21 protein-coding genes are annotated in these 19,003 nt (G+C 38.0%); all 21 read right to left on the bottom strand.

Going from position 1 to position 19,003, the window contains the following annotated elements; genetic code table 11:
* Positions 1 to 17 precede the first annotated feature (17 nt).
* Positions 18 to 1,922 carry an NADH-quinone oxidoreductase subunit L gene (locus CA265_23590; protein ID ARS42477.1) on the bottom strand — a complete coding sequence of 635 codons (1,905 nt, stop codon included), beginning with the start codon at positions 1,920 to 1,922 and terminating at the stop codon, positions 18 to 20.
* 13 nt (positions 1,923 to 1,935) lie between these two features.
* Entirely contained in the window at positions 1,936 to 2,265 is a 330-nt protein-coding gene (locus tag CA265_23585; protein ARS42476.1) for an NADH-quinone oxidoreductase subunit K, read from the bottom strand.
* Positions 2,265 to 2,768 carry an NADH-quinone oxidoreductase subunit J gene (locus tag CA265_23580; GenBank protein ARS42475.1) on the bottom strand — a complete coding sequence of 168 codons (504 nt, stop codon included), beginning with the start codon at positions 2,766 to 2,768 and terminating at the stop codon, positions 2,265 to 2,267. The genes CA265_23585 and CA265_23580 overlap by 1 nt, the downstream gene beginning before the upstream one ends.
* Before the next feature lie 160 nt (positions 2,769 to 2,928).
* Positions 2,929 to 3,432 (bottom strand): NADH-quinone oxidoreductase subunit I, encoded by a 504-nt coding sequence (locus CA265_23575; protein ARS42474.1) that lies wholly within the window; start codon positions 3,430 to 3,432, stop codon positions 2,929 to 2,931.
* A 2-nt stretch (positions 3,433 to 3,434) separates the two neighbouring features.
* Positions 3,435 to 4,472, bottom strand: coding sequence for an NADH-quinone oxidoreductase subunit H (locus CA265_23570; GenBank protein ARS42473.1), 1,038 nt, complete (start codon positions 4,470 to 4,472; stop codon positions 3,435 to 3,437).
* Positions 4,472 to 5,482: a Fe-S-binding domain-containing protein gene (locus tag CA265_23565; protein ARS43109.1), complete on the bottom strand. Its 1,011-nt coding sequence runs from the start codon at positions 5,480 to 5,482 to the stop codon at positions 4,472 to 4,474. Before CA265_23565 ends, CA265_23570 begins: the two co-directional genes overlap by 1 nt.
* A 72-nt stretch (positions 5,483 to 5,554) precedes the next feature.
* Entirely contained in the window at positions 5,555 to 6,094 is a 540-nt protein-coding gene (locus CA265_23560) for a DNA-binding protein (GenBank protein ID ARS42472.1), read from the bottom strand.
* A 60-nt stretch (positions 6,095 to 6,154) separates the two neighbouring features.
* Positions 6,155 to 7,522 (bottom strand): NADH-quinone oxidoreductase subunit F, encoded by a 1,368-nt coding sequence (locus CA265_23555; protein ARS42471.1) that lies wholly within the window; start codon positions 7,520 to 7,522, stop codon positions 6,155 to 6,157.
* Positions 7,523 to 7,597: 75 nt separating this feature from the next.
* The gene (locus tag CA265_23550) at positions 7,598 to 8,113 is read right to left on the bottom strand and encodes an NAD(P)H-dependent oxidoreductase subunit E (GenBank protein ARS42470.1); all 516 of its coding nucleotides are present in this window, start codon (positions 8,111 to 8,113) and stop codon (positions 7,598 to 7,600) included.
* Positions 8,106 to 9,320 (bottom strand): NADH dehydrogenase subunit D, encoded by a 1,215-nt coding sequence (locus CA265_23545; protein ARS42469.1) that lies wholly within the window; start codon positions 9,318 to 9,320, stop codon positions 8,106 to 8,108. Before CA265_23545 ends, CA265_23550 begins: the two co-directional genes overlap by 8 nt.
* Before the next feature lie 3 nt (positions 9,321 to 9,323).
* Positions 9,324 to 9,824, bottom strand: a complete 501-nt coding sequence (locus CA265_23540; protein ID ARS42468.1) for an NADH-quinone oxidoreductase subunit C — start codon at positions 9,822 to 9,824, stop codon at positions 9,324 to 9,326.
* Entirely contained in the window at positions 9,824 to 10,366 is a 543-nt protein-coding gene (locus tag CA265_23535; GenBank protein ID ARS42467.1) for an NADH-quinone oxidoreductase subunit B, read from the bottom strand. The genes CA265_23540 and CA265_23535 overlap by 1 nt, the downstream gene beginning before the upstream one ends.
* Positions 10,367 to 10,592: 226 nt before the next feature.
* Positions 10,593 to 10,964, bottom strand: a complete 372-nt coding sequence (locus CA265_23530; protein ARS42466.1) for an NADH-quinone oxidoreductase subunit A — start codon at positions 10,962 to 10,964, stop codon at positions 10,593 to 10,595.
* A gap of 82 nt (positions 10,965 to 11,046) precedes the next feature.
* Positions 11,047 to 12,762 (bottom strand): hypothetical protein, encoded by a 1,716-nt coding sequence (locus tag CA265_23525; protein ID ARS42465.1) that lies wholly within the window; start codon positions 12,760 to 12,762, stop codon positions 11,047 to 11,049.
* Positions 12,763 to 12,841: 79 nt separating this feature from the next.
* Positions 12,842 to 13,744 (bottom strand): phosphate ABC transporter substrate-binding protein, encoded by a 903-nt coding sequence (locus CA265_23520; GenBank protein ARS42464.1) that lies wholly within the window; start codon positions 13,742 to 13,744, stop codon positions 12,842 to 12,844.
* A 3-nt stretch (positions 13,745 to 13,747) separates the two neighbouring features.
* Complete coding sequence (locus CA265_23515) at positions 13,748 to 13,975, bottom strand: hypothetical protein (protein ARS42463.1); 228 nt, start codon at positions 13,973 to 13,975, stop codon at positions 13,748 to 13,750.
* A 6-nt stretch (positions 13,976 to 13,981) separates the two neighbouring features.
* The gene (locus CA265_23510; GenBank protein ARS42462.1) at positions 13,982 to 14,800 is read right to left on the bottom strand and encodes an energy transducer TonB; all 819 of its coding nucleotides are present in this window, start codon (positions 14,798 to 14,800) and stop codon (positions 13,982 to 13,984) included.
* Between the two features lie 19 nt (positions 14,801 to 14,819).
* Positions 14,820 to 15,326 (bottom strand): biopolymer transporter ExbD, encoded by a 507-nt coding sequence (locus CA265_23505; GenBank protein ID ARS42461.1) that lies wholly within the window; start codon positions 15,324 to 15,326, stop codon positions 14,820 to 14,822.
* A 3-nt stretch (positions 15,327 to 15,329) separates the two neighbouring features.
* Positions 15,330 to 15,944, bottom strand: a complete 615-nt coding sequence (locus CA265_23500; GenBank protein ARS42460.1) for a biopolymer transporter ExbD — start codon at positions 15,942 to 15,944, stop codon at positions 15,330 to 15,332.
* Between the two features lie 79 nt (positions 15,945 to 16,023).
* Positions 16,024 to 16,854: a flagellar motor protein MotA gene (locus CA265_23495; protein ID ARS42459.1), complete on the bottom strand. Its 831-nt coding sequence runs from the start codon at positions 16,852 to 16,854 to the stop codon at positions 16,024 to 16,026.
* 298 nt (positions 16,855 to 17,152) lie between these two features.
* Positions 17,153 to 18,751: a phosphoenolpyruvate carboxykinase (ATP) gene (locus CA265_23490; protein ID ARS42458.1), complete on the bottom strand. Its 1,599-nt coding sequence runs from the start codon at positions 18,749 to 18,751 to the stop codon at positions 17,153 to 17,155.
* Positions 18,752 to 19,003 lie beyond the last annotated feature (252 nt).

The raw sequence follows: 19,003 nt of genomic DNA, 5'->3' as shown, positions 1-19,003 counted from the left end.
TTAATTTTGAACCCTTTTTATAATATGTAACTAAATGTATATAATAGTAATGCGATGATACCGAATACCATCATAAATATATAGAAACCTACGTTTCCACTTTGCAACAAACGGATGCCTTTACTGGCTTCGTTTGTGCTCCATCCCAGTCCGTTCACAATTCCATCAATAAACTTGTTATCGATAATCCTGTAAAAGAATTTAGAAAGTGCATCTAATGGCTTAGTGATCAGGAAATCATAAATCTCATCCAAATAGAATTTATTGTATGATAATTTTGCCAATGCCGAACGTGGCGCTTCATCAGCAACCGGAACATGTGCACCTTTTACATATCGGGTATAAGCATATAGTAAAGCAATTACCGCGGCGGCTACCGAAACGCCCATTAAAGTATATTCTGTAGCATGGCTTAAATCTAATTCATGTTGTGCAACACCTGCTCCTGCTAACCAATGTGCCAGCCACTCGTTTCCACCAAAAACATGTGGAAGATTGATTGCTCCACCAATTGCAGCAAGAATTGCTAAAATGATTAACGGTAAAGTCATCGCTGTTGGCGATTCGTGGATATGGCTTTCTGCATGGTGTGTACCACGGTATTTTCCAGAAAAAGTCAGGAACATCATTCTGAACATATAGAATGCCGTTAAGAATGCGGTTAAAACTCCAATTCCCCAAAGTATTGGACTAGCCTGGAAAGCATGGGCCAAAATTTCGTCTTTTGAGAAGAAACCAGAGAATGGTGGTAAACCTGCAATAGCAATGGTACCGATCATCATGGTGGTAAAAGTAGTTTTAAGTTTTCCTTTCAATCCACCCATGTGGCGCATATCCTGCTCATGATGCATGGCATGAATAACTGAACCTGCACCTAAGAATAATAATGCTTTAAAGAATGCATGGGTTAAAACATGGAAGAATGAACCTGTATAAGCGCCAACGCCCAGACCTAAAAACATATATCCCAATTGAGATACCGTTGAATAAGCCAATACCTTTTTAATATCAGTCTGCGTTAAAGCAATAATTGCAGCAACTAAAGCTGTAGCTGCACCAACAATAGCAATAATGTGCTGGGTAAGCGGTGCAAGATCGAACAATATGCTCGAGCGGGCAATCATATAAATACCAGCAGTTACCATCGTTGCTGCGTGAATCAAAGCCGAAACTGGTGTTGGTCCGGCCATTGCATCAGGTAACCAGGTAAATAATGGCAACTGTGCCGATTTACCGCATGCACCGATAAATAATAAAATGGTGATTAAAACCAAAGTATCATTACCTGGCAACATATTCGCAGCCTGAGGAAAAACTTTAGCAAACTCTACACTACCAAAAGTGGTGAAGATTAAGAACACCCCTAATAAAAAGCCTAAATCGCCGATACGGTTCATTACGAAAGCTTTTTTAGCTGCTGATGCATAAGCGCTGTTCGTATACCAGAAACCGATTAACAGGTATGAACATAAACCTACACCCTCCCAACCGATGAACATCACAATATAGTTTGAACCCAATACCAATAAAAGCATGAAGAATACAAACAGGTTCAGGTAAGCGAAGAATTTACCGAATCCGGCATCATCGTGCATATAGCTGGTCGAATATAAATGGATCAGGAAACCGATTCCAGTGATGATCAAAAGCATGATTGAGCTTAAAGGATCAACCAGGAAAGATAATGGGATGTGTAAAGCACCTGCGCTGATCCAATCAAATAAAAATACTTCGTGAGATTTTTGTGTATCGCCTTGTAAACTAAAGAAAATAACTACGCTGATGATAAAGGAGGCTAAGATCACGCCGCTTCCGATGATACCAACAAGTCCTTTAGATAAAGAGTTTCTGCCCAGTCCATTAATTACAAACCCTAAAAAAGGAAGTAACGGAACCAACCAAATCAATTGTTCTATTGTCATTCTTATTATATATTTACCACTTAAGGCGATTTAAAACATTAATATCTACTGATTTCGTATTCCGGTAAACCATTACAATAATTGCCAGGCCTACTGCAACCTCTGCAGCTGCCAAAGCCATAATGAAGAATACGAAAACCTGCCCTGATGGGTCATTATTATGAACTGAAAATGCTGTTAAAAGTAAGTTAACCGCATTAAGCATCAGCTCAACCGACATAAAAATTACAATGGCATTTCTGCGGGTAAGTACACCTACTACGCCAATAGAAAAAATAATGGCACTTAAATAGATGTAGTGGTTTAGCGGAACGCCTGCTGCTTGTGTAAATAAATTTTCCATTATGCTTCTACCTCATCTCTTTTAGATAATAAAACGGCTCCAACCATTGCTGCCAATAGTAATAGAGATGACAATTCGAATGGTAATAAGAATGGGCCAAAAAGCTCCTTACCCAGATTTTCTACTAATCCTAATCCTGGATTTTTCAAAATCAACGGACTGGTAATACTGGCTGATTTTAAAGAACCGATTAAGGTTACAACTAAACAACCGCCAGCAATTACACCCACGATTTTGATCAGTGGCGATTTACTCGGTTCGGTTTCTTTGTTCAGGTTAAGCAGCATCAGTACAAAAAGGAACAATACCATTATCGCCCCCATGTAAACAATAAAGTTTACCACCGCTAAAAACTGTGCGTTTAATAACACATAGTGAACGGTGAAGGTAAAAAAGGTAAGGATTAAGTACAATACACTGTGGATTGGATTTTTTGCAAAAATCACCATCAGCGAAAAGATGATACTTAATGTGGCTACGAAATAGAATACTTGTGTACTCATTAATTGTTTATTTATTTATTTGTTTTTACCATCATTACGGTGGTACTGTTATCCCAATTATTGGGAGGGCAATTTTATTTATGTCTTCGTCATCCTGAATTTATTTCAGGATCTGGCTTGATAGATACTGAAACGAGTTCAGCATGACGATTCTATCTCATTATTTTTTCATTTCCAATGGCGCCTCTACCAGCTTGTCTTTTCCGTAAATGAAATCTTTACGTAAATAATCAGCAGGTACAATCGGTCCATCTAAGTAAATTGCTTCTTTGGGGCAAGCCTCTTCACACAATCCACAGAAAATGCAGCGCAACATATTGATTTCGTAAGTTGCAGCATATTTTTCCTCGCGGTATAAATCTTTCTCCTCGGGTTTACGCTCTGCAGCAATCATGGTAATGGCTTCAGCCGGGCAAGATAGTGCACATAAACCGCAGGCAGTACAACGTTCCTTACCGTTCTCATCACGTTTTAGCGAGTGCATCCCCCTAAAGTTGGTAGAGAATTCGCGTTCTACCTCAGGATATCTTACAGTAGCCTCTTTCTTAAATAAGTGACTGATGGTGATGCCCATGCCCTTGGCAATTGCCGGCAGGTACATCCGTTCCATAAAGCTCAATGGCTTTTGTTCCAGTACTTTTTTCTTATTACTTAATGATTCCATAATTAAAACTTCTCAATAATCGCAATCACAACACCTGTTATTATAATATTGGCAATAGCCAAAGGTATTAAACCTTTCCAACCTAAATTCATCAATTGATCGTAACGGAAACGAGGGATGGTCCAACGTACCCACATGAAGAAAAAGATGAAAGCACATATTTTACCGAAGAAAACTGCGGTACCAAAAAGTGGTGCCCAGGTTGGCCCTAACCATACCGCCATTGAGTCCATACCAGGATAATTATAACCGCCCCAGTATAAAGCCGCCATTACCGCAGATGATACAAACATATTGATATACTCTGCAAACAGGTAAAATCCTAATTTCATTGACGAATACTCAGTATGGTAACCACCAATCAATTCCGTTTCACATTCAGGTAAATCAAATGGCGCACGGTTGGTTTCGGCAAATGAACAAACCATAAAGATTAAAAATCCAAGTGGCTGATATAACACGTTCCATCTCCAGCCGTGTTGCTGATCAACGATTTCTTTTAAGCTTAGGGTATTCGTCATTAAAAGCAAAGCGATGATCGATAATCCCATTGCAATTTCATAACTGATGTTCTGAGAAGCTGCACGAATCGCACTTAACAAAGAGTATTTGTTGTTCGACGCCCAACCACCAATCATCACACCATACACACCTAAAGATACTACGCCGAAAATGTATAAAACACCAACATTGATATCTGAAACTTGTAGCGGAATAGTTTTGCCCGCAATTAAAACAGGACTACCCCATGGAATAACGGCAGTACCAATACAGGCACAAAGCAAAGCCAGGCCAGGACCAGCGATAAATAAAAATCTGTTTGATGTTGTAGGAATAATTTCTTCCTTCATAAACATTTTGATACCATCAGCCAATGGTTGTAAAATACCAAAGGGGCCAGCTCTATCTGGTCCTAAACGATCTTGTAAAAATGCAGCAACCTTGCGTTCTGCATAAGTAGAATACATGGCAATAACTAAACTGATGCCGAAAATTACAGCTACCAGGATAAATTTTTCTATAACAAAAGCGCTATCCATTAGTATTTAACTGTTTTATGTAATTCAATTTCATTTGCAGCTTGTAGCGCCTCGTTTGGCTGAATAACATGCAAAGGTTTTAATGTTTCATAGTGGTTTGATGCAATTACCGAAGTATCATCAATGTGTGTTGGGTGTTCAATTACCCAATCAGCAGTTGCTTTTTTATCGAAGCGGCAAGTATTGCAAATAAATTCTTCTACTTCTCCAAACTGATCTTTACGAGCCGTAACACGTAAAACATCTGCTCCTTTATACCAAAGGGTTACTTTACCATTGCATTTTTCGTGATCGCAATCGCGGTGTGCATCAACTGGTTTGGTAAACCAAACACGGTTTTTAAAACGGAAAGTTTTATCGGTTAAAGCACCTACCGGACAAACATCGATTACGTTTCCTGAGAAATCGTTATCAACCGCCTGGGTGATGTAAGTAGAAATTTCGGAGTGATCGCCACGGTTTAAAATACCATGTACACGTTTGTTGGTAATCTGATCTGCTGTGAAAACACAACGATAGCACAAAATACAACGGTTCATGTGCAACTGGATTTTATCACCTATATCGATGCGCTCAAAAGTACGGCGCTCAAACTCATAACGTGTTTTTTGCAAACCATGTTCGTAGCCCAAATTCTGTAAATCACACTCTCCTGCCTGATCGCAAACAGGGCAATCTAAAGGGTGGTTAATCAATAAGATCTCTACAACACCTGCACGTGCTTCCAAAACTTCAGGTGAAGTAATGTTAAGCACTTCCATCCCATCCATTACGGTTGTGCGGCAAGAAGCCACCAACTTAGGCATTGGCCGAGGATCTTTCTCTGAACCTTTAGTCACTTTTACAATACAGGTACGGCATTTACCGCCACTGCCTTGTAATTTAGAATAATAGCACATTGCTGGCGGAACAATATCCCCTCCGATTTGCCTTGCAGCATTCAGAATGGTTGTTCCGTTATCAACCTCTACTGTTATCCCATCTATCGTAACCTTAACTTTTTCACTCATGGTTAATGATATTCTTTTTATTTTTTCTACTTCTACCATCATTGCGAGGCAAGAAGCAATCTTTTTTATTTATTATTTCTCTTTCGAGATTTTGTAGCCAATTTGCTTTCTTGGCTGTGCTTTCTGCTCCAATAGTTCATCAAAATATCTGAAGATCACTTCAATGTTTTTATCTTGATTATCTACCTTCTTTTTAATCTTTTCTAATTCCAGCCTTATTTCTGTATTGCTTAAAACCATCGTTCTAAGTTGTACAAACACATCAATAATTTTAATACTTACTTCTACTGCCCTACTGCTTTTCAAAACGTTCGACAGTTGCAAAATACCATGTTCGCTAAATGCAAACGGAAGGTACTTTGAGTGTTGTCCATGTCTTAAGGTCACAATTTGTGACCTTAAGACATCGTTTTCTTCTTTTGTTAGCTCAAACATAAAGTGCTCCGGAAAACGCTCTATATTTCTTCTAACTTGTTGTTTTAACTTCTTAGTCTCAACGCCAAAGAGTTCTGCCAAATCAGAATCTAACATCACCTTAATTCCTCTAAAAAGATATATTTTATTAACTATTACTTCGTTGGGGATGATTTCGGGTGATATCGGTTCTTTCATTTACATATACTCGTTGTGTTAAGTTATTTTTCTAAGGTCGCAAAATGTGACCTTAAGATTTTATTTCTCTTCTGTTACCGGAGCTTTTTCAATCGGTGTTGCATAATTTGCGATACCGTAATTTTGGCTCTGGCTCTTAACAGGTTCTTTAATATGCCATTCAAATTCATCCCTGAAGTGACGGATGGCACTGGCTACCGGCCAGGCTGCTGCATCACCCAGCGGACAGATCGTATTCCCTTCAATTTTACGTTGAATATCCCACAATAAATCAACATCTTCCATGCTGCCATGACCATGTTCGATTTTATGCAGCACTTTTTCCATCCATCCTGTACCTTCACGGCAAGGTGAACATTGTCCACAGCTTTCGTGGTGATAAAAACGTGAAAAATTCCAGGTATTTCTAACGATACACTGATCTTCATCAAAGGCAATAAAACCGCCCGAACCCATCATTGTTCCTGTAGCAAATCCACCTTCTGATAACGATTCGTAACTCATTAAACGAGGCTCTCCGTTAGCATATTTCAAGGTTAAATTAGCAGGCAAAATAGGCACAGATGATCCACCCGCAACCGTTGCCTTTAATTGTTTACCATTGGCGATACCGCCACAATACTCATCAGAATAGATGAACTCTTCTACTGGTAAACCCAATTCGATTTCATAAACACCTGGTTTTACCAAATTACCAGATGCCGATATTAATTTTGTACCTGTACTTCTACCGATACCAATTTTTGCATATTCATCACCACCATCGTTGATAATTGGTACCACTGCAGCAATCGATTCAACATTGTTCACCACTGTAGGGCAACCATATAAACCTGCAATTGCCGGAAATGGTGGTTTAATACGTGGGTTCCCTCTTTTGCCCTCGAGCGATTCTAACAAAGCAGTTTCTTCGCCGCAAATGTAAGCACCACCACCTGGCTGAACATATAATTCTAAATCGTAACCTGTTCCTAAAATGTTTTTACCCAACCATCCGGCTGCTTTAGCTTCAGCAATTGCTTTTTCTAAAATGCGGATCTGAGGCATCATCTCGCCACGTACATAGATGTATGAAACCTTGGCACCTAATGCGAAACTTGATACAATCATTCCCTCAATTAAAGCATGGGGAATGTAGGTCATTAAATAACGGTCTTTAAAAGTTCCAGGCTCAGATTCATCAGCATTACACACCAAATAACGTGCAACACCTTCTGGTTTAGCTAAAAAGCTCCATTTCATCCCGGTTGGGAAACCCGCACCTCCGCGACCGCGTAAGCCCGATTTCTTAACTTCTTCAACAATCTCTTCAGGTGTTAAAGTTTTAAGGGCTTTTTCCACAGCACGGTACCCGCCTTTTTGGCGATAGACCTCAAGTGTATTGATGCCTGGTACGTTTATATGCTCAAGTAACAGTTTTCGAGACATTTTAATTAGTCTATAGTCTATAGTCTGTAGTCCATAGTCATGAGTCAAAACGACTCTCGACTTAAGACTTTCGACTTAGGACTTATTTTTCAAATCTTCAATCAATTTATCTACACTGGCTTCGGTAAGGTTTTCGTAGAAAGTATATTCCGGACTTATTTGCAATACCGGACCAAAACCACAGGCGGCTAAACATTCAACGCCTCTAAAGCTGAATAAACCATCAGCAGTAACTTCACCTTCTTTAACACCTAACTTGTTTTCCAAGTGGCTTAATATTTTTTCGGCACCAACCAGACAACAAGGACCAGTACGACAAACCTCTAAGGCATATTTACCTTGTGGTTTTAAAAAGTACATGGTATAAAATGTTGCCACCTCATAAACTTCAATTGGCTGAATATTTAAATATTCGGCTACTTTATCCATGGCTGGTGTACTCACCCAAAGGTATTCGGCCTGTACCAAGTGTAATAATGGCAACAAAGCTGATTTGTGCTTACCTTCAGGATAACGGCTTTTTACCTCATCAAATTTGGCCAGCAATTCTGATGAAAACACTACAGGTGTTTGTTCTTCTACTTTAAGCATCTAATTCTCCTGCAATAATATTCATACTACTCATGTTGATAATGGCATCAGACAATAACATGCCCTCGCTCATTGGTGCAAACATCTGGTAGTTTATAAAACTTGGTCTGCGGAAGTGTAAGCGGTAAGGCGTACGGCCTCCATCATTAATCAGATAGAACCCTAACTCACCATTTCCGCCTTCTACAGCGTGATAAACTTCTGCTTTTGGTGCATCAATCTCACCCATCACAATTTTGAAGTGATAGATCAATGCTTCCATATTGTTGTAAACTTCTTGTTTTGGAGGAAGATAAAATTCAGGAACATCGGCATGGAAAATACCTTTTGGTTCTGTTTTTAACTTCACCAGTGCTTGTTCGATAATGCGGACACTTTGCCACATCTCTTCGTTACGCACTAAATATCTGTCGTAAATATCGCCGCTTGTACCCACGGGTACTTCAAAGTCGAAATCCTGATAAGAAGAATATGGATCGCTTACACGAACATCATAATCTACACCGGTAGCACGCAATAACGGGCCGGTCCAGCTGTATTCTAAAGCGGTTTCCTTTGTTACTTCTGCAACACCAGCCGTTCTATCAATAAAAATACGGTTACGTGTTAACAGATTTTCAAACTCTTTTAACGCTTTAGGGAATTCTTTTAAAAACTTATCGATTTTGGCAAAGGCAATATCATTGAAATCTCTTTCGAAACCACCAATACGGCCAATGTTTGTGGTTAAACGTGCACCACAAACTTCTTCGAAAATTTCGTAAATATGCTCACGAAACTGAAAAAGATATAAGAAAGTGGTGGTTGCTCCGGTATCCTGACCAATAATCGTGTTACAGATAATGTGATCGGCAATACGCGAAAGCTCCATGATGATTACCCGAAGATAATCTACACGTTTCGGCATCTGAATATTTAACAACTTCTCAACCGTCATATGCCAGCCCATATTGTTAATAGGCGATGAGCAATAGTTTAAACGGTCGGTAAGTGGTGTAATTTGATAGAACGGGCGATGTTCGGCAATCTTTTCGAATGCACGGTGAATGTACCCAATGGTAGAAACGCCGCTTACAATACGTTCGCCATCTAATTGCAAAACGTTTTGAAAAACGCCGTGTGTTGCAGGGTGTGTTGGGCCTAAATTTAGGGTTACCAGCTCACTTTGCGGGTCGTTATCTGTAAATACCGGATGGTTATGATTCATAGTTTACCTTCCAAAAAATTCGTCTTTTTTATCTACTCTGTTCGGATCTTCCAATGGATATTGTTTCAACATTGGGTGAACACCTAAATCGTCCATATTTAAAATACGGCGTAAATCCGGGTGACCTTCAAATTTAACCCCGAAAAGATCATAAGTTTCGCGTTCCATCCAGTTGGCACCTTTCCAAACGGCTGTTGCCGTAGGGATAGTTGGATTTTGTTCTGAGATGAAAACCTTAATCCTAATCCTAACTTTCTCCACCATGTTGTGCAAATGGTAAACCACTGCAATACCATGATCTTTACCAGGATAATGAACCGCGGTAATATCGGTTAAGAAATTAAAACTTAAATCGTTTTTAAGGAACGATAATACATTGATGATAACATCTTTAGTGGTTGCAAAAGTCAATAAACCATAAGGTTCAGAAACTCCGGTTACCTTTTCGCCAAACTTATCGCTAAGCTTTGCCAGAATATTATTATTTAGTGTCGTTTCTTCCATTATTTAATGCCGTATTGACCTAAAAGTTCTTTGTAATAATCAGAATTTCTTCTTCTACCCGATTCGCTTTTCACTAAATCCTGAATACGCTGAAAACCATCTAAAATAGCTTCAGGTCTTGGCGGGCAACCCGGAACGTAAACATCCACTGGGATAACCTCATCAATACCCTGTAATACGGAATAAGTATCGAAAATACCACCACTGCTTGCGCAAGCACCAACTGCCATCACCCAACGTGGCTCTGCCATTTGGATATAAACCTGTTTTAATACCGGGGCCATCTTTTTAGCGATGGTACCCATAACCATTAAAACATCTGCCTGACGTGGAGAAAAGCTTAAGCGTTCGGCACCGAAACGACCTAAATCGTAGTGAGAACCCATGGTTGCCATAAACTCGATTCCACAACAAGAGGTTGCGAAAGGTAAAGGCCATAATGAATTTGAGCGGGCCAAACCAATCACTTTATCAAGAGAAGTGGCAAAAAAGCCAGATCCTTCTATTCCTGGAGGCGCATCAACTATATTAATTTCACTCATGTTTATAAACAAAAAATGCTCATCCTTTTGCAGAATGAGCAACAAATTTACAATATTTTAAAGGCAAACAAACTAGCTTTACTCGATTTAGAACCTTTCTAAATAAAAAAATTGCGATGAGTTAGTGTAAGTGATACACATTTCAGTTTGCAGTTGCCATTTAGCAGTTACCAGTTCTAAAATTGAACTAAAAACTTCCTGTTGTAAACTAAAAATTGCTAACTGATTAGTTCCAGTCTAAAACTTTTTTCTTGATCACGTAGATGAAACCTAGCAATAATGTCCCCATGAAAATGAACATTTCGATCATTCCATCCATCCGTAAGGTACGGAAATTAACCGCCCATGGATACATAAAGATAACCTCTACATCGAACAGTACAAATAAGATGGCTACTACGAAATATTTAATAGAGAAAGGCTGACGTGCATTACCCACTGATTTAATACCAGCCTCAAAAGTTTCTAATTTATCGCTCGTTTTACGTTTTGGACCTAAAAAGTGGGTAGCAACCAGCGTGGTTACCACAAAACCTAAAGCAACAATTACTTGAAATATAATTGGTAAAAAATCTATAGCCGAACTTTGCGCTTGCATATTATTTATTTTATGATGCAAAAGTAAAAGAAAAAGGCAGAGTAACCAAACTCTGCCTTTTCTAAATTATTTAACTTTTTAATTATTTGCCTTTACCTTTTGGGGCTGGAGCTGCTAATTCTTTTAGTTTAGCTGCTGCGAAAGTTCCAGTAGGATATACAGCTACGCTTTTGTTAAAATATTCTTTAGCTTTTTCTTTGTCTTTATAGTAGTAAAAACCACCAATAGTATCATAAGCTTCAGAAAGTTTTTTAGCATTTGCGGTAGCTAATTCTGGTTTTTCAGTTATCTTTTTAATGTATTCCTCATAGAAAGGAAGCATCAGGCCTTTAGGCTCTTTTTCATCATCCAATAAGCTATTAATACGTGCTCTTGTTAAGTATGCATCATAAGTCTCAGGAGCTAGTTGCGTTACTTTAGCAATTGAAGAATCGGCTCTTACTAAAATATCTTTTGAAGGATTTTGTTTTGCAGTTAATTTTGCTGCATAGTCAAAATAATTTGCCATTGCATTATAGTAATAGTTATATAAAGCTCCTTTTCCGTTAGGATTAGCCTTTATAGCTTTCTCATAAATTTCAGATGATTTAGCATATTTTTTAGCATCGTAAAAACTTTTAGCAACTTCAGCTAATGCATCAGCATTCGTTGAATCTTTTTCTACAGCCTTAGTGATGTTGATTAATGCTAAACTATCTTGACCAGCTTTTAATTGAGCTTTACCTAAATATAAATAATCAAATCCAAGAATTTTGTTTGGATCTTTCTCTTTAGCAAAAAAATCACTCATGCTTGTAAGTGCAGCTGGATAATTTTTATTCTCATATGCTGCCCAACCTTTCATCCTAGATACAATAGCACTCTTAGGATCATTAGCAGGTGCTTGTATCGCCGATGCTACTTGCTCCAAAGTTGGAAAGTCTTTTGCGTAAAATAAAAATTGCGCATAACGTAATTGAGATTCTAATGATTTATCTGTTAAATCCATGTATTTTTTGTAATTCTCAATCGCTTTTTTTGCTTTTTCCTTATCTGTACCAAAGCTACTCCATTGTAAGTATAATTCACCTAACTCGCGATAAGCAGGGCCATAGTTTGCATCAGCAGCTATTACATCTTGTAATTCTTTTTCGCCTTCAGGAAAAGCCCTAGACTCTTTGTACATTTTACCAATCTGCGTTTTAGCTCTTCTGTTGTTAGGATCAACATCACCAACACGCATATACGGACCTAATGCCTCAGAATTTTTCTTTTGCAAAGCATAGGCATCACCTTGTGCCAGGAAAACCTCTGCATCTTTATCTTTAGAATCTAATTCATCTGCTTTGGTAATGTTAGCCAAAGCATTAGTGAAATCAGGTTTAGATACATCATCACTAGGTTTATCCTGCGCTAAATAGGCTTTACCGATATACAAATAAGTTTTGTAATCTTTAGGCGCCAAAGCTACTGCCTTGTCGAAATTAGTTTTAGCAGAACTTGGGTTATTAGACAACATATCTGCTTCACCTAAACCGATTAAGTTTAAGTTGTTTTTCGGATCAGCGGTAACACCTTTGGTAAATACGGCTCTAGCTGAGTCGATATAACCAGTTTTCAAGTAAACCAAACCAAGATTGTAATAGTTATTACCATCTGATGCTTTTGAGCTCACCAACGATTTAAGCATTGATGATGCTTTTTGATACTGCTCCGCGTCGATGGCTTTTTTCGCGTCATTTAAATCTTGAGCAAAAACTGCAGAACCCATCAACACCAAACCTACATTTAAGGTTATTGCTTTCTTTAAAATTTTCATCGGATATTCTGTTTTTTTATTTAATAAAAATGAAGTGTCTCTTTAGATTTACTTCGTGGTTCAATTTATAATTTTTAATTTAATTTCCTTTTGTCAGGTTAATTTGTCTTGGCATTAATTTATGCGGGCCAAGTCCAGATTTAAGTACAATCAATTGTCCCCTCTGACTTCTTAACCATGTTGCAAATCCTGTGCCTAAACCATCTCTTCCTTCGCAATCTATAATATTTATATTTCTTAGGAAAGGATAAACACCATTGATTAAGTTATCTTGAGTTGGTTTATAGTACTGATCGTCTCCTACCTTGCCTTTTACATTCTTTACCCCCAACACTTTTATCTGAGAAAGGTATTCACTCATCTCCGTATCTTTGCCCGTGATCCAATTCACGCCCAAAATACCAATAAAATTTTTATCTTCTGCAATAAGTTTAATTACTTCTTTGCTAGAATTTTTGGAGTAAACACCTGAGGCTGGAAATTGGCTGATATGGGCCAACTCTTTAAAATATTGAAAGGTACTTGAATAAGCGTTATCAAAGACCAATTTTTTATCTGATTTCTTCCCCTGTAATATATCAATCACATCTTTAACGTTAATTGTACTGTCGATATTGCCCTGATTTGTAATTAAAGCAATACCATCTACAGCAAATCGTGAGGTGTTTATTTTTATACTTCGCTGGTTATAATATTTTTCTTCGGCCTTGGTTAATAACCTTGGCAACACAATTACCCTTACGCTATCGTTTAAAAATGCAGGTAAAAGTTTTTCCTCTGGCTTTACTGTGGTTTCGAATTTTGCTTGTGGATAGTCCAGACTAAAAATATCAATCTGATTTTGCACAATAGGGCCAACGCTTTCATCAACCAGCATTTTAAGTGTACCGCTGGTACGGGTTTCCTTAACTGCTTCGCTTTTGTTTTTACGTTTGCAGCCTACAAGGGCCAGGATTAAGAATATAAAAAGGAAATTTCTCATGGATTAGTCTCGCCTGCTTAGGCTTAATAGTCTTACAAAAGCATAAATAATTAAGAAGATTCCAATTGCGATCCTACCCCAGTGCGGAATAGAGCTTAAGCGTAACGCTATGGGTTCCCAAAAGATAAATGCAAGCCCCAATACCACATAAAAGACAAACATGATAAGGCCTAAAATGAGCAAAAACCGCTGTTTAGGCGATTTTTGCTTAAAGATATCAAAATTTAACATCTACTATTAGTTCAATGTAAAGTTAACGTTGATGTTGTATTTTACCCTTACAGGCTTACCATTTTGGATACCTGGGTTCCAACGTGGACTCGCTTTTAATACACGGATGGCTTCTTCATCAGTTCCGCTACCCAAACCACGGGTAACTGTGATATCAGTTAATTTACCATCTTTTTCCACAACGAAAGATAAAAACACTTTACCTTGAACGTTGTTTTCTTGTGCCATTGGTGGGTACTTAATTGCTTTACTTAAGTATCCATAAAACTTAGAGATACCTCCAGGGAATTCTGGTTGTTTTTCGATACTAACAAAGTCGTAAACTTTATTATCATCAACCGCAACGGCAGCTTCTCTTTTTGGTCCTTCACCTACTGGTTCAGCGATAACAATATCAGCTGTTGGATCACCTTTGATATCTCTCTGACCTGGATCAGCTTCCTTCAACTTTTCAACTGTAGGTGGTTCATCACGAACCTCAATATCAGGTTTTACAATTGGAGGTGGCATTTTCACCTGGTCAACTTTCGGTGGCGGTGGCTCTACCGGTGGTGGTGGTGGTGTTTTAGGATCTACTGGTGGTGGTGGCGCTAAAATTACTTCCTGTGCTTTTAACTGCTCATCTTCATGGTCCATTGAGCCTTTAATCAGGCTATAGATTTTAGGTGAGAAAAATAACACTAGAAATATTGCAGAGCCAATAATTAATGCTCTTGTGGTGTTTGCACCATTGGTTTTACGCAATTGGTACGCACCGTAGCTTTTGTTTTTATCCGCAAAAACCACTTCAAGCCATTCTTTTCTGAATATATCTAACTTCGACATAACTATTGGTTTTTATTGATTATAAAATTCCTTGTTCCTTCATGGCCTGCTTCTCGTTATCAAGGATATTATCATCATCAATCTGACGAACCTTAACTTTAAGAATTTCCAATTCGTCCATAATATCAACGAAGTTCTGGAAAGTAGATCCTGAGGTTGGCTTTACCAACACAACAAAGTCTCCCGGAACACCTGAAGCATCAGCTGTTTTTCTATTTTTAACAATAGATTCTCCAACTTGTGATACAGATTCGATATTTGGTGCAGTTTCACCTGCTACGCCCATGTACCAAGCTACCTTATCTTTTTTACCCAATAAGATGGTCATGGTTTTACTTGCTTTCAGTTCTAATCTGTTTTCAGGTAACTTTTCGTTTTTATCTGGTTTTGCAATATCCATCGCCTGTGGTGTAGATATTGATGTTGTTAAGATAAAGAAGGTTACCAAAAGAAACATTAGATCCACCATTGGAGTCATATCAACCCTTGGTGTGGCTTTCTTCCCGCCTGTATTTAATTCTGCCATTTCTTATTTCTTTTTAGCTTCAGAGTTAGTAACCAATAAAAATTTGTTTACACTTTGCTTCTGAAGCACATCAATAATCTTTTTCACAACTGGATATTCTTCTTTAGCATCACCTTTGATACTAACGCGCATGTCTACGTTGTTGATCTCTTTAGTTGCTTTACGAGCATTTAACACCCATGCATTTAACTGATTGTCTGTAGAATCGGTAGGAATACCTCTTTGTACTCCTGGTTTCATACGGTCAGATCCGTTCATGGCTATAAAACCTTTTAAGTTTGCAAAAGGCACACCGAAAGTTGAGATTACTGAGAAACGTTGAATTTCTTCAGGTGTAAACTTCACGCTGTACTGCTCGCCCATTAGTTCTAATGTTCTTGCTCTTACTCTATTTCCTGCTACCTCGAAGAATACCTTACCTTGTCCGATTGTTAAAATCGCATTGTTTTCTACCGGTACTTTAAACTCATACGTAGATGAGGGTGTAGAAACGGCTAGAGGTTCTGGTTGCCTTGCTGTAGCAGTTAAGATGAAGAAAGTAAGTAACAATGATGCCACATCACACATGGCAGTCATATCTGTTACTGTACTTGTTCTTTTAACTTTAATTCTAGGCATAATATTTTTTACTAGTTTTTAATAATGATGATCTTTTTTCCGGTTTTCCATAAAGCCGGTAAAAATTTTTTCAAAATTCTTATTTATGCGAACTAGCGTATGTTTGAACGATGCTGAAACCAGCCTCATCGATAGCGTAAGTTAACTTGTCGATTTTAGAAGTTAATACGTTATACATGATAATTGCCACAGTAGAAACCAAGATACCTGTTGCAGTGTTGATCAATGCCTCAGAGATACCTACCGCTAATGCTGACTGATCTGGTGCTCCAGAGTTTGCTAAACCGGCGAATGCACGGATCATACCTGTTACTGTACCCAATAAACCTACCAATGTACCGATTGATACCAAAGTTGCAATTACAGTTAAGTTTTGCTCTAACATTGGCATTTCTAAAGCTGTAGCTTCTTCTACTTCTTTTTGGATAGCAACGATAGATTGCTCTACATCCATATTAGTATCTGCTTCAACTTCGCTGTATTTTTTCAAACCAGATTTAATTACGTTAGCAACTGAACCTTGTTGTTTATCACACTCAGCTTTTGCAGCCTCGATGTTACCTGCGCTTAATAAACCTTGTACTTTGCGAATGAAAGTATCTAAGCTAGATTTTCCACTTGCTTTACCAATAACGATGAAACGTTCGATAGAGAATACAATTACTACTAATAGTAATCCAACTAAGATCGCTACGATAGGACCTCCTTTGTAAGCTGTTCCAAGATAGTTACCAGGTAATGGTAATTTTTCTCTGTCACCATCGATAAAGTTACTTCCTTCTCCGAATACGAATCTCCAAACACAGAATCCAATGATAATACAAATTGGAATAACGAATGTTGCAAATACATTTGAAGCACTAGAAGAGCTCTCTTTTTTAACAGTTGTTGGTTTTGGTGCGTTTGCCATTTTTTTTGAAATTTTAGTTTTAGTTCTTGTTTTTAATTTTTAGCTGTTTTTTTCTTTTGTAATACACTCAACGTTTCATATCCGAAATTGTTGCGAAAAACAAATTTATAAATTGATTTTAAATTACAAATTAATAAATCAATAAGCAATTAAATCGTTACTTAGAATTTAGTTTCGGTAAATCACCAAGGGTGTATAACAAAAAAATTGCCCCAGCCGAGGCAATTCTTTCACAATAAAAACTAAAAAAAAATCGAATTGCAAATTTTTCGCTCAAAAAATGCATTTTAAAGTGCATTTAACATAATTTTAACGCTTCGTGTCTGCTTTTTGGTACTTTTGTCAGTTCAAATTGCTTGAAATTCTCGACGAAGGCATCAGACAGTTCGTAGGCTTTTAAAAAGTATTCCTCCTGATTGCTCCATGTTTTAGAGGGGTCTAAAATTTCGTTTGGTACTCCCGGGCAATTTAATGGCATCATCAATTTAAATACATGGTGCTGCTTATATTTATTATGATCTAAATCTCCGTTTAACGCAGCTGTAATCATTGCCCGGGTATAACTTAATTTCATCCTTTTACCTACACCGTAGGCCCCGCCACTCCAACCTGTATTTACCAACCATACATTTACCTGGTGTTTTTCCATCTTCTCGCCTAATAATGCGGCATATTTAGATGGATGCAGTGGTAAAAATGCCTTACCGAAGCAAGCCGAAAACGTTAACTGAGGCTCTGTTACCCCTGTTTCTGTTCCTGCAACTTTGGCGGTATAACCGCTCATAAAATGAAACATGGCCTGTTCTACATTTAATTTTGAAATGGGTGGCAATACCCCAAACGCATCTGCAGTTAAGAAAAAGATATTTTTCGGAACAGCCGCTATTGATGGTAAAATGGCATTGTCAATATAATCTATAGGATAGGCCACACGGGTATTTTCCGTTTTACTGATATTACTATAATCAACCTCCTGGGTACCTGGAAAAAAATTAATGTTTTCTAGCAAGGAGCCAAATTTGATCGCCTTAAAGATCTGAGGTTCTTTCTCTTCGGTTAAATCTACACATTTTGCATAACAACCGCCTTCAAAGTTAAATACCGAATCTTTGCCCCAGCCATGTTCATCATCGCCTATTAATCCTCTTTCGGGATCGGCTGATAAGGTCGTTTTTCCTGTTCCTGACAAACCGAAGAATATAGCGGTATCGCCATTTTTACCCACATTGGCCGAGCAGTGCATGGAAAGGGTATTCTTATATACTGGCAGGATAAAGTTTAAAACAGAGAAAATTCCCTTTTTAATTTCGCCAGTATAACCTGTTCCTCCAATCAAAATCATTTTCCTGGTAAAATTGATGATGGAGAAGTTTTCCTGCCTGGTTCCATCAATAGCCGGATCGGCCAGGAAACCTGGTGCAGCAATAATGGTCCACTCTGGTGGTGTTATACCCAAATGATCTTCATCCGGGCGAATAAACAAATGATGAGCAAAAAGATTCTGATAAGCCGTTTCTGTAATTACCCTGATCGATATTGAATAATCCGGATTGGCACAAGCCGAAGAATCGCGGACATAAATTTGCTTATCTTCAAGGTAATTGGTTAGCTTATAAAACAGCTGATCGAATTTCTCCGGGGAAATTTTAATGTTGACATCGCCCCACCAAACCTGATCTTCAGTTACTTCGTCGCATACAATAAAACGGTCTTTAGGAGAACGTCCGGTAAACTTTCCGGTATCAACCGCCAGCGCTCCTGAAGCGGCCAGCGTACCTTCTTTATTTAATAAGGCATCATCAATTAATTCCGCTGGAGATAATTGGTACTTTACAGCAATGTTTCCACCTAGATTTAAATAGCTTAAATCTGGCGTTTGCAGTTTCTTTTTGCTCATAACAATAAGTTAGTTAGTACAGCAAAGGTAAATACTTATCTTCCACAAAAACTAGTTTTGAAGCGTAATTTTTTACATATTGTAGCAAATACACTATTATGTAAACATTTTATTTACAGATATTTACAATCCATTTTACAAGGTAAAAAAAATTAAAAAATTACACTAAGTAAAATCTGCTAAAACGGTTTTGCTTGTTTAAACTTTTAATTGATAAGGGTTTAAGTACTCACAATCTTTAATAACAGTTTT

It is taken from the genome of Sphingobacteriaceae bacterium GW460-11-11-14-LB5 (assembly GCA_002151545.1).
Classification (GTDB): domain Bacteria; phylum Bacteroidota; class Bacteroidia; order Sphingobacteriales; family Sphingobacteriaceae; genus Pedobacter.
The sequence above is the reverse complement of the archived record's forward strand: the minus strand, read 5'-3'. Positions and strand labels throughout refer to the sequence as shown.

Coding starts and splice junctions, on each gene's coding strand:
- CA265_23590 (ARS42477.1), bottom strand. CDS start 1,922: ATGACAATAGAACAATTGATTTGGTTGGTTCCGTTACTTCCTTTTTTA.
- CA265_23585 (ARS42476.1), bottom strand. CDS start 2,265: ATGGAAAATTTATTTACACAAGCAGCAGGCGTTCCGCTAAACCACTAC.
- CA265_23580 (ARS42475.1), bottom strand. CDS start 2,768: ATGAGTACACAAGTATTCTATTTCGTAGCCACATTAAGTATCATCTTT.
- CA265_23575 (ARS42474.1), bottom strand. CDS start 3,432: ATGGAATCATTAAGTAATAAGAAAAAAGTACTGGAACAAAAGCCATTG.
- CA265_23570 (ARS42473.1), bottom strand. CDS start 4,472: ATGGATAGCGCTTTTGTTATAGAAAAATTTATCCTGGTAGCTGTAATT.
- CA265_23565 (ARS43109.1), bottom strand. CDS start 5,482: ATGAGTGAAAAAGTTAAGGTTACGATAGATGGGATAACAGTAGAGGTT.
- CA265_23560 (ARS42472.1), bottom strand. CDS start 6,094: ATGAAAGAACCGATATCACCCGAAATCATCCCCAACGAAGTAATAGTT.
- CA265_23555 (ARS42471.1), bottom strand. CDS start 7,522: ATGTCTCGAAAACTGTTACTTGAGCATATAAACGTACCAGGCATCAAT.
- CA265_23550 (ARS42470.1), bottom strand. CDS start 8,113: ATGCTTAAAGTAGAAGAACAAACACCTGTAGTGTTTTCATCAGAATTG.
- CA265_23545 (ARS42469.1), bottom strand. CDS start 9,320: ATGAATCATAACCATCCGGTATTTACAGATAACGACCCGCAAAGTGAG.
- CA265_23540 (ARS42468.1), bottom strand. CDS start 9,824: ATGGAAGAAACGACACTAAATAATAATATTCTGGCAAAGCTTAGCGAT.
- CA265_23535 (ARS42467.1), bottom strand. CDS start 10,366: ATGAGTGAAATTAATATAGTTGATGCGCCTCCAGGAATAGAAGGATCT.
- CA265_23530 (ARS42466.1), bottom strand. CDS start 10,964: ATGCAAGCGCAAAGTTCGGCTATAGATTTTTTACCAATTATATTTCAA.
- CA265_23525 (ARS42465.1), bottom strand. CDS start 12,762: ATGAAAATTTTAAAGAAAGCAATAACCTTAAATGTAGGTTTGGTGTTG.
- CA265_23520 (ARS42464.1), bottom strand. CDS start 13,744: ATGAGAAATTTCCTTTTTATATTCTTAATCCTGGCCCTTGTAGGCTGC.
- CA265_23515 (ARS42463.1), bottom strand. CDS start 13,975: ATGTTAAATTTTGATATCTTTAAGCAAAAATCGCCTAAACAGCGGTTT.
- CA265_23510 (ARS42462.1), bottom strand. CDS start 14,800: ATGTCGAAGTTAGATATATTCAGAAAAGAATGGCTTGAAGTGGTTTTT.
- CA265_23505 (ARS42461.1), bottom strand. CDS start 15,326: ATGGCAGAATTAAATACAGGCGGGAAGAAAGCCACACCAAGGGTTGAT.
- CA265_23500 (ARS42460.1), bottom strand. CDS start 15,944: ATGCCTAGAATTAAAGTTAAAAGAACAAGTACAGTAACAGATATGACT.
- CA265_23495 (ARS42459.1), bottom strand. CDS start 16,854: ATGGCAAACGCACCAAAACCAACAACTGTTAAAAAAGAGAGCTCTTCT.
- CA265_23490 (ARS42458.1), bottom strand. CDS start 18,751: ATGAGCAAAAAGAAACTGCAAACGCCAGATTTAAGCTATTTAAATCTA.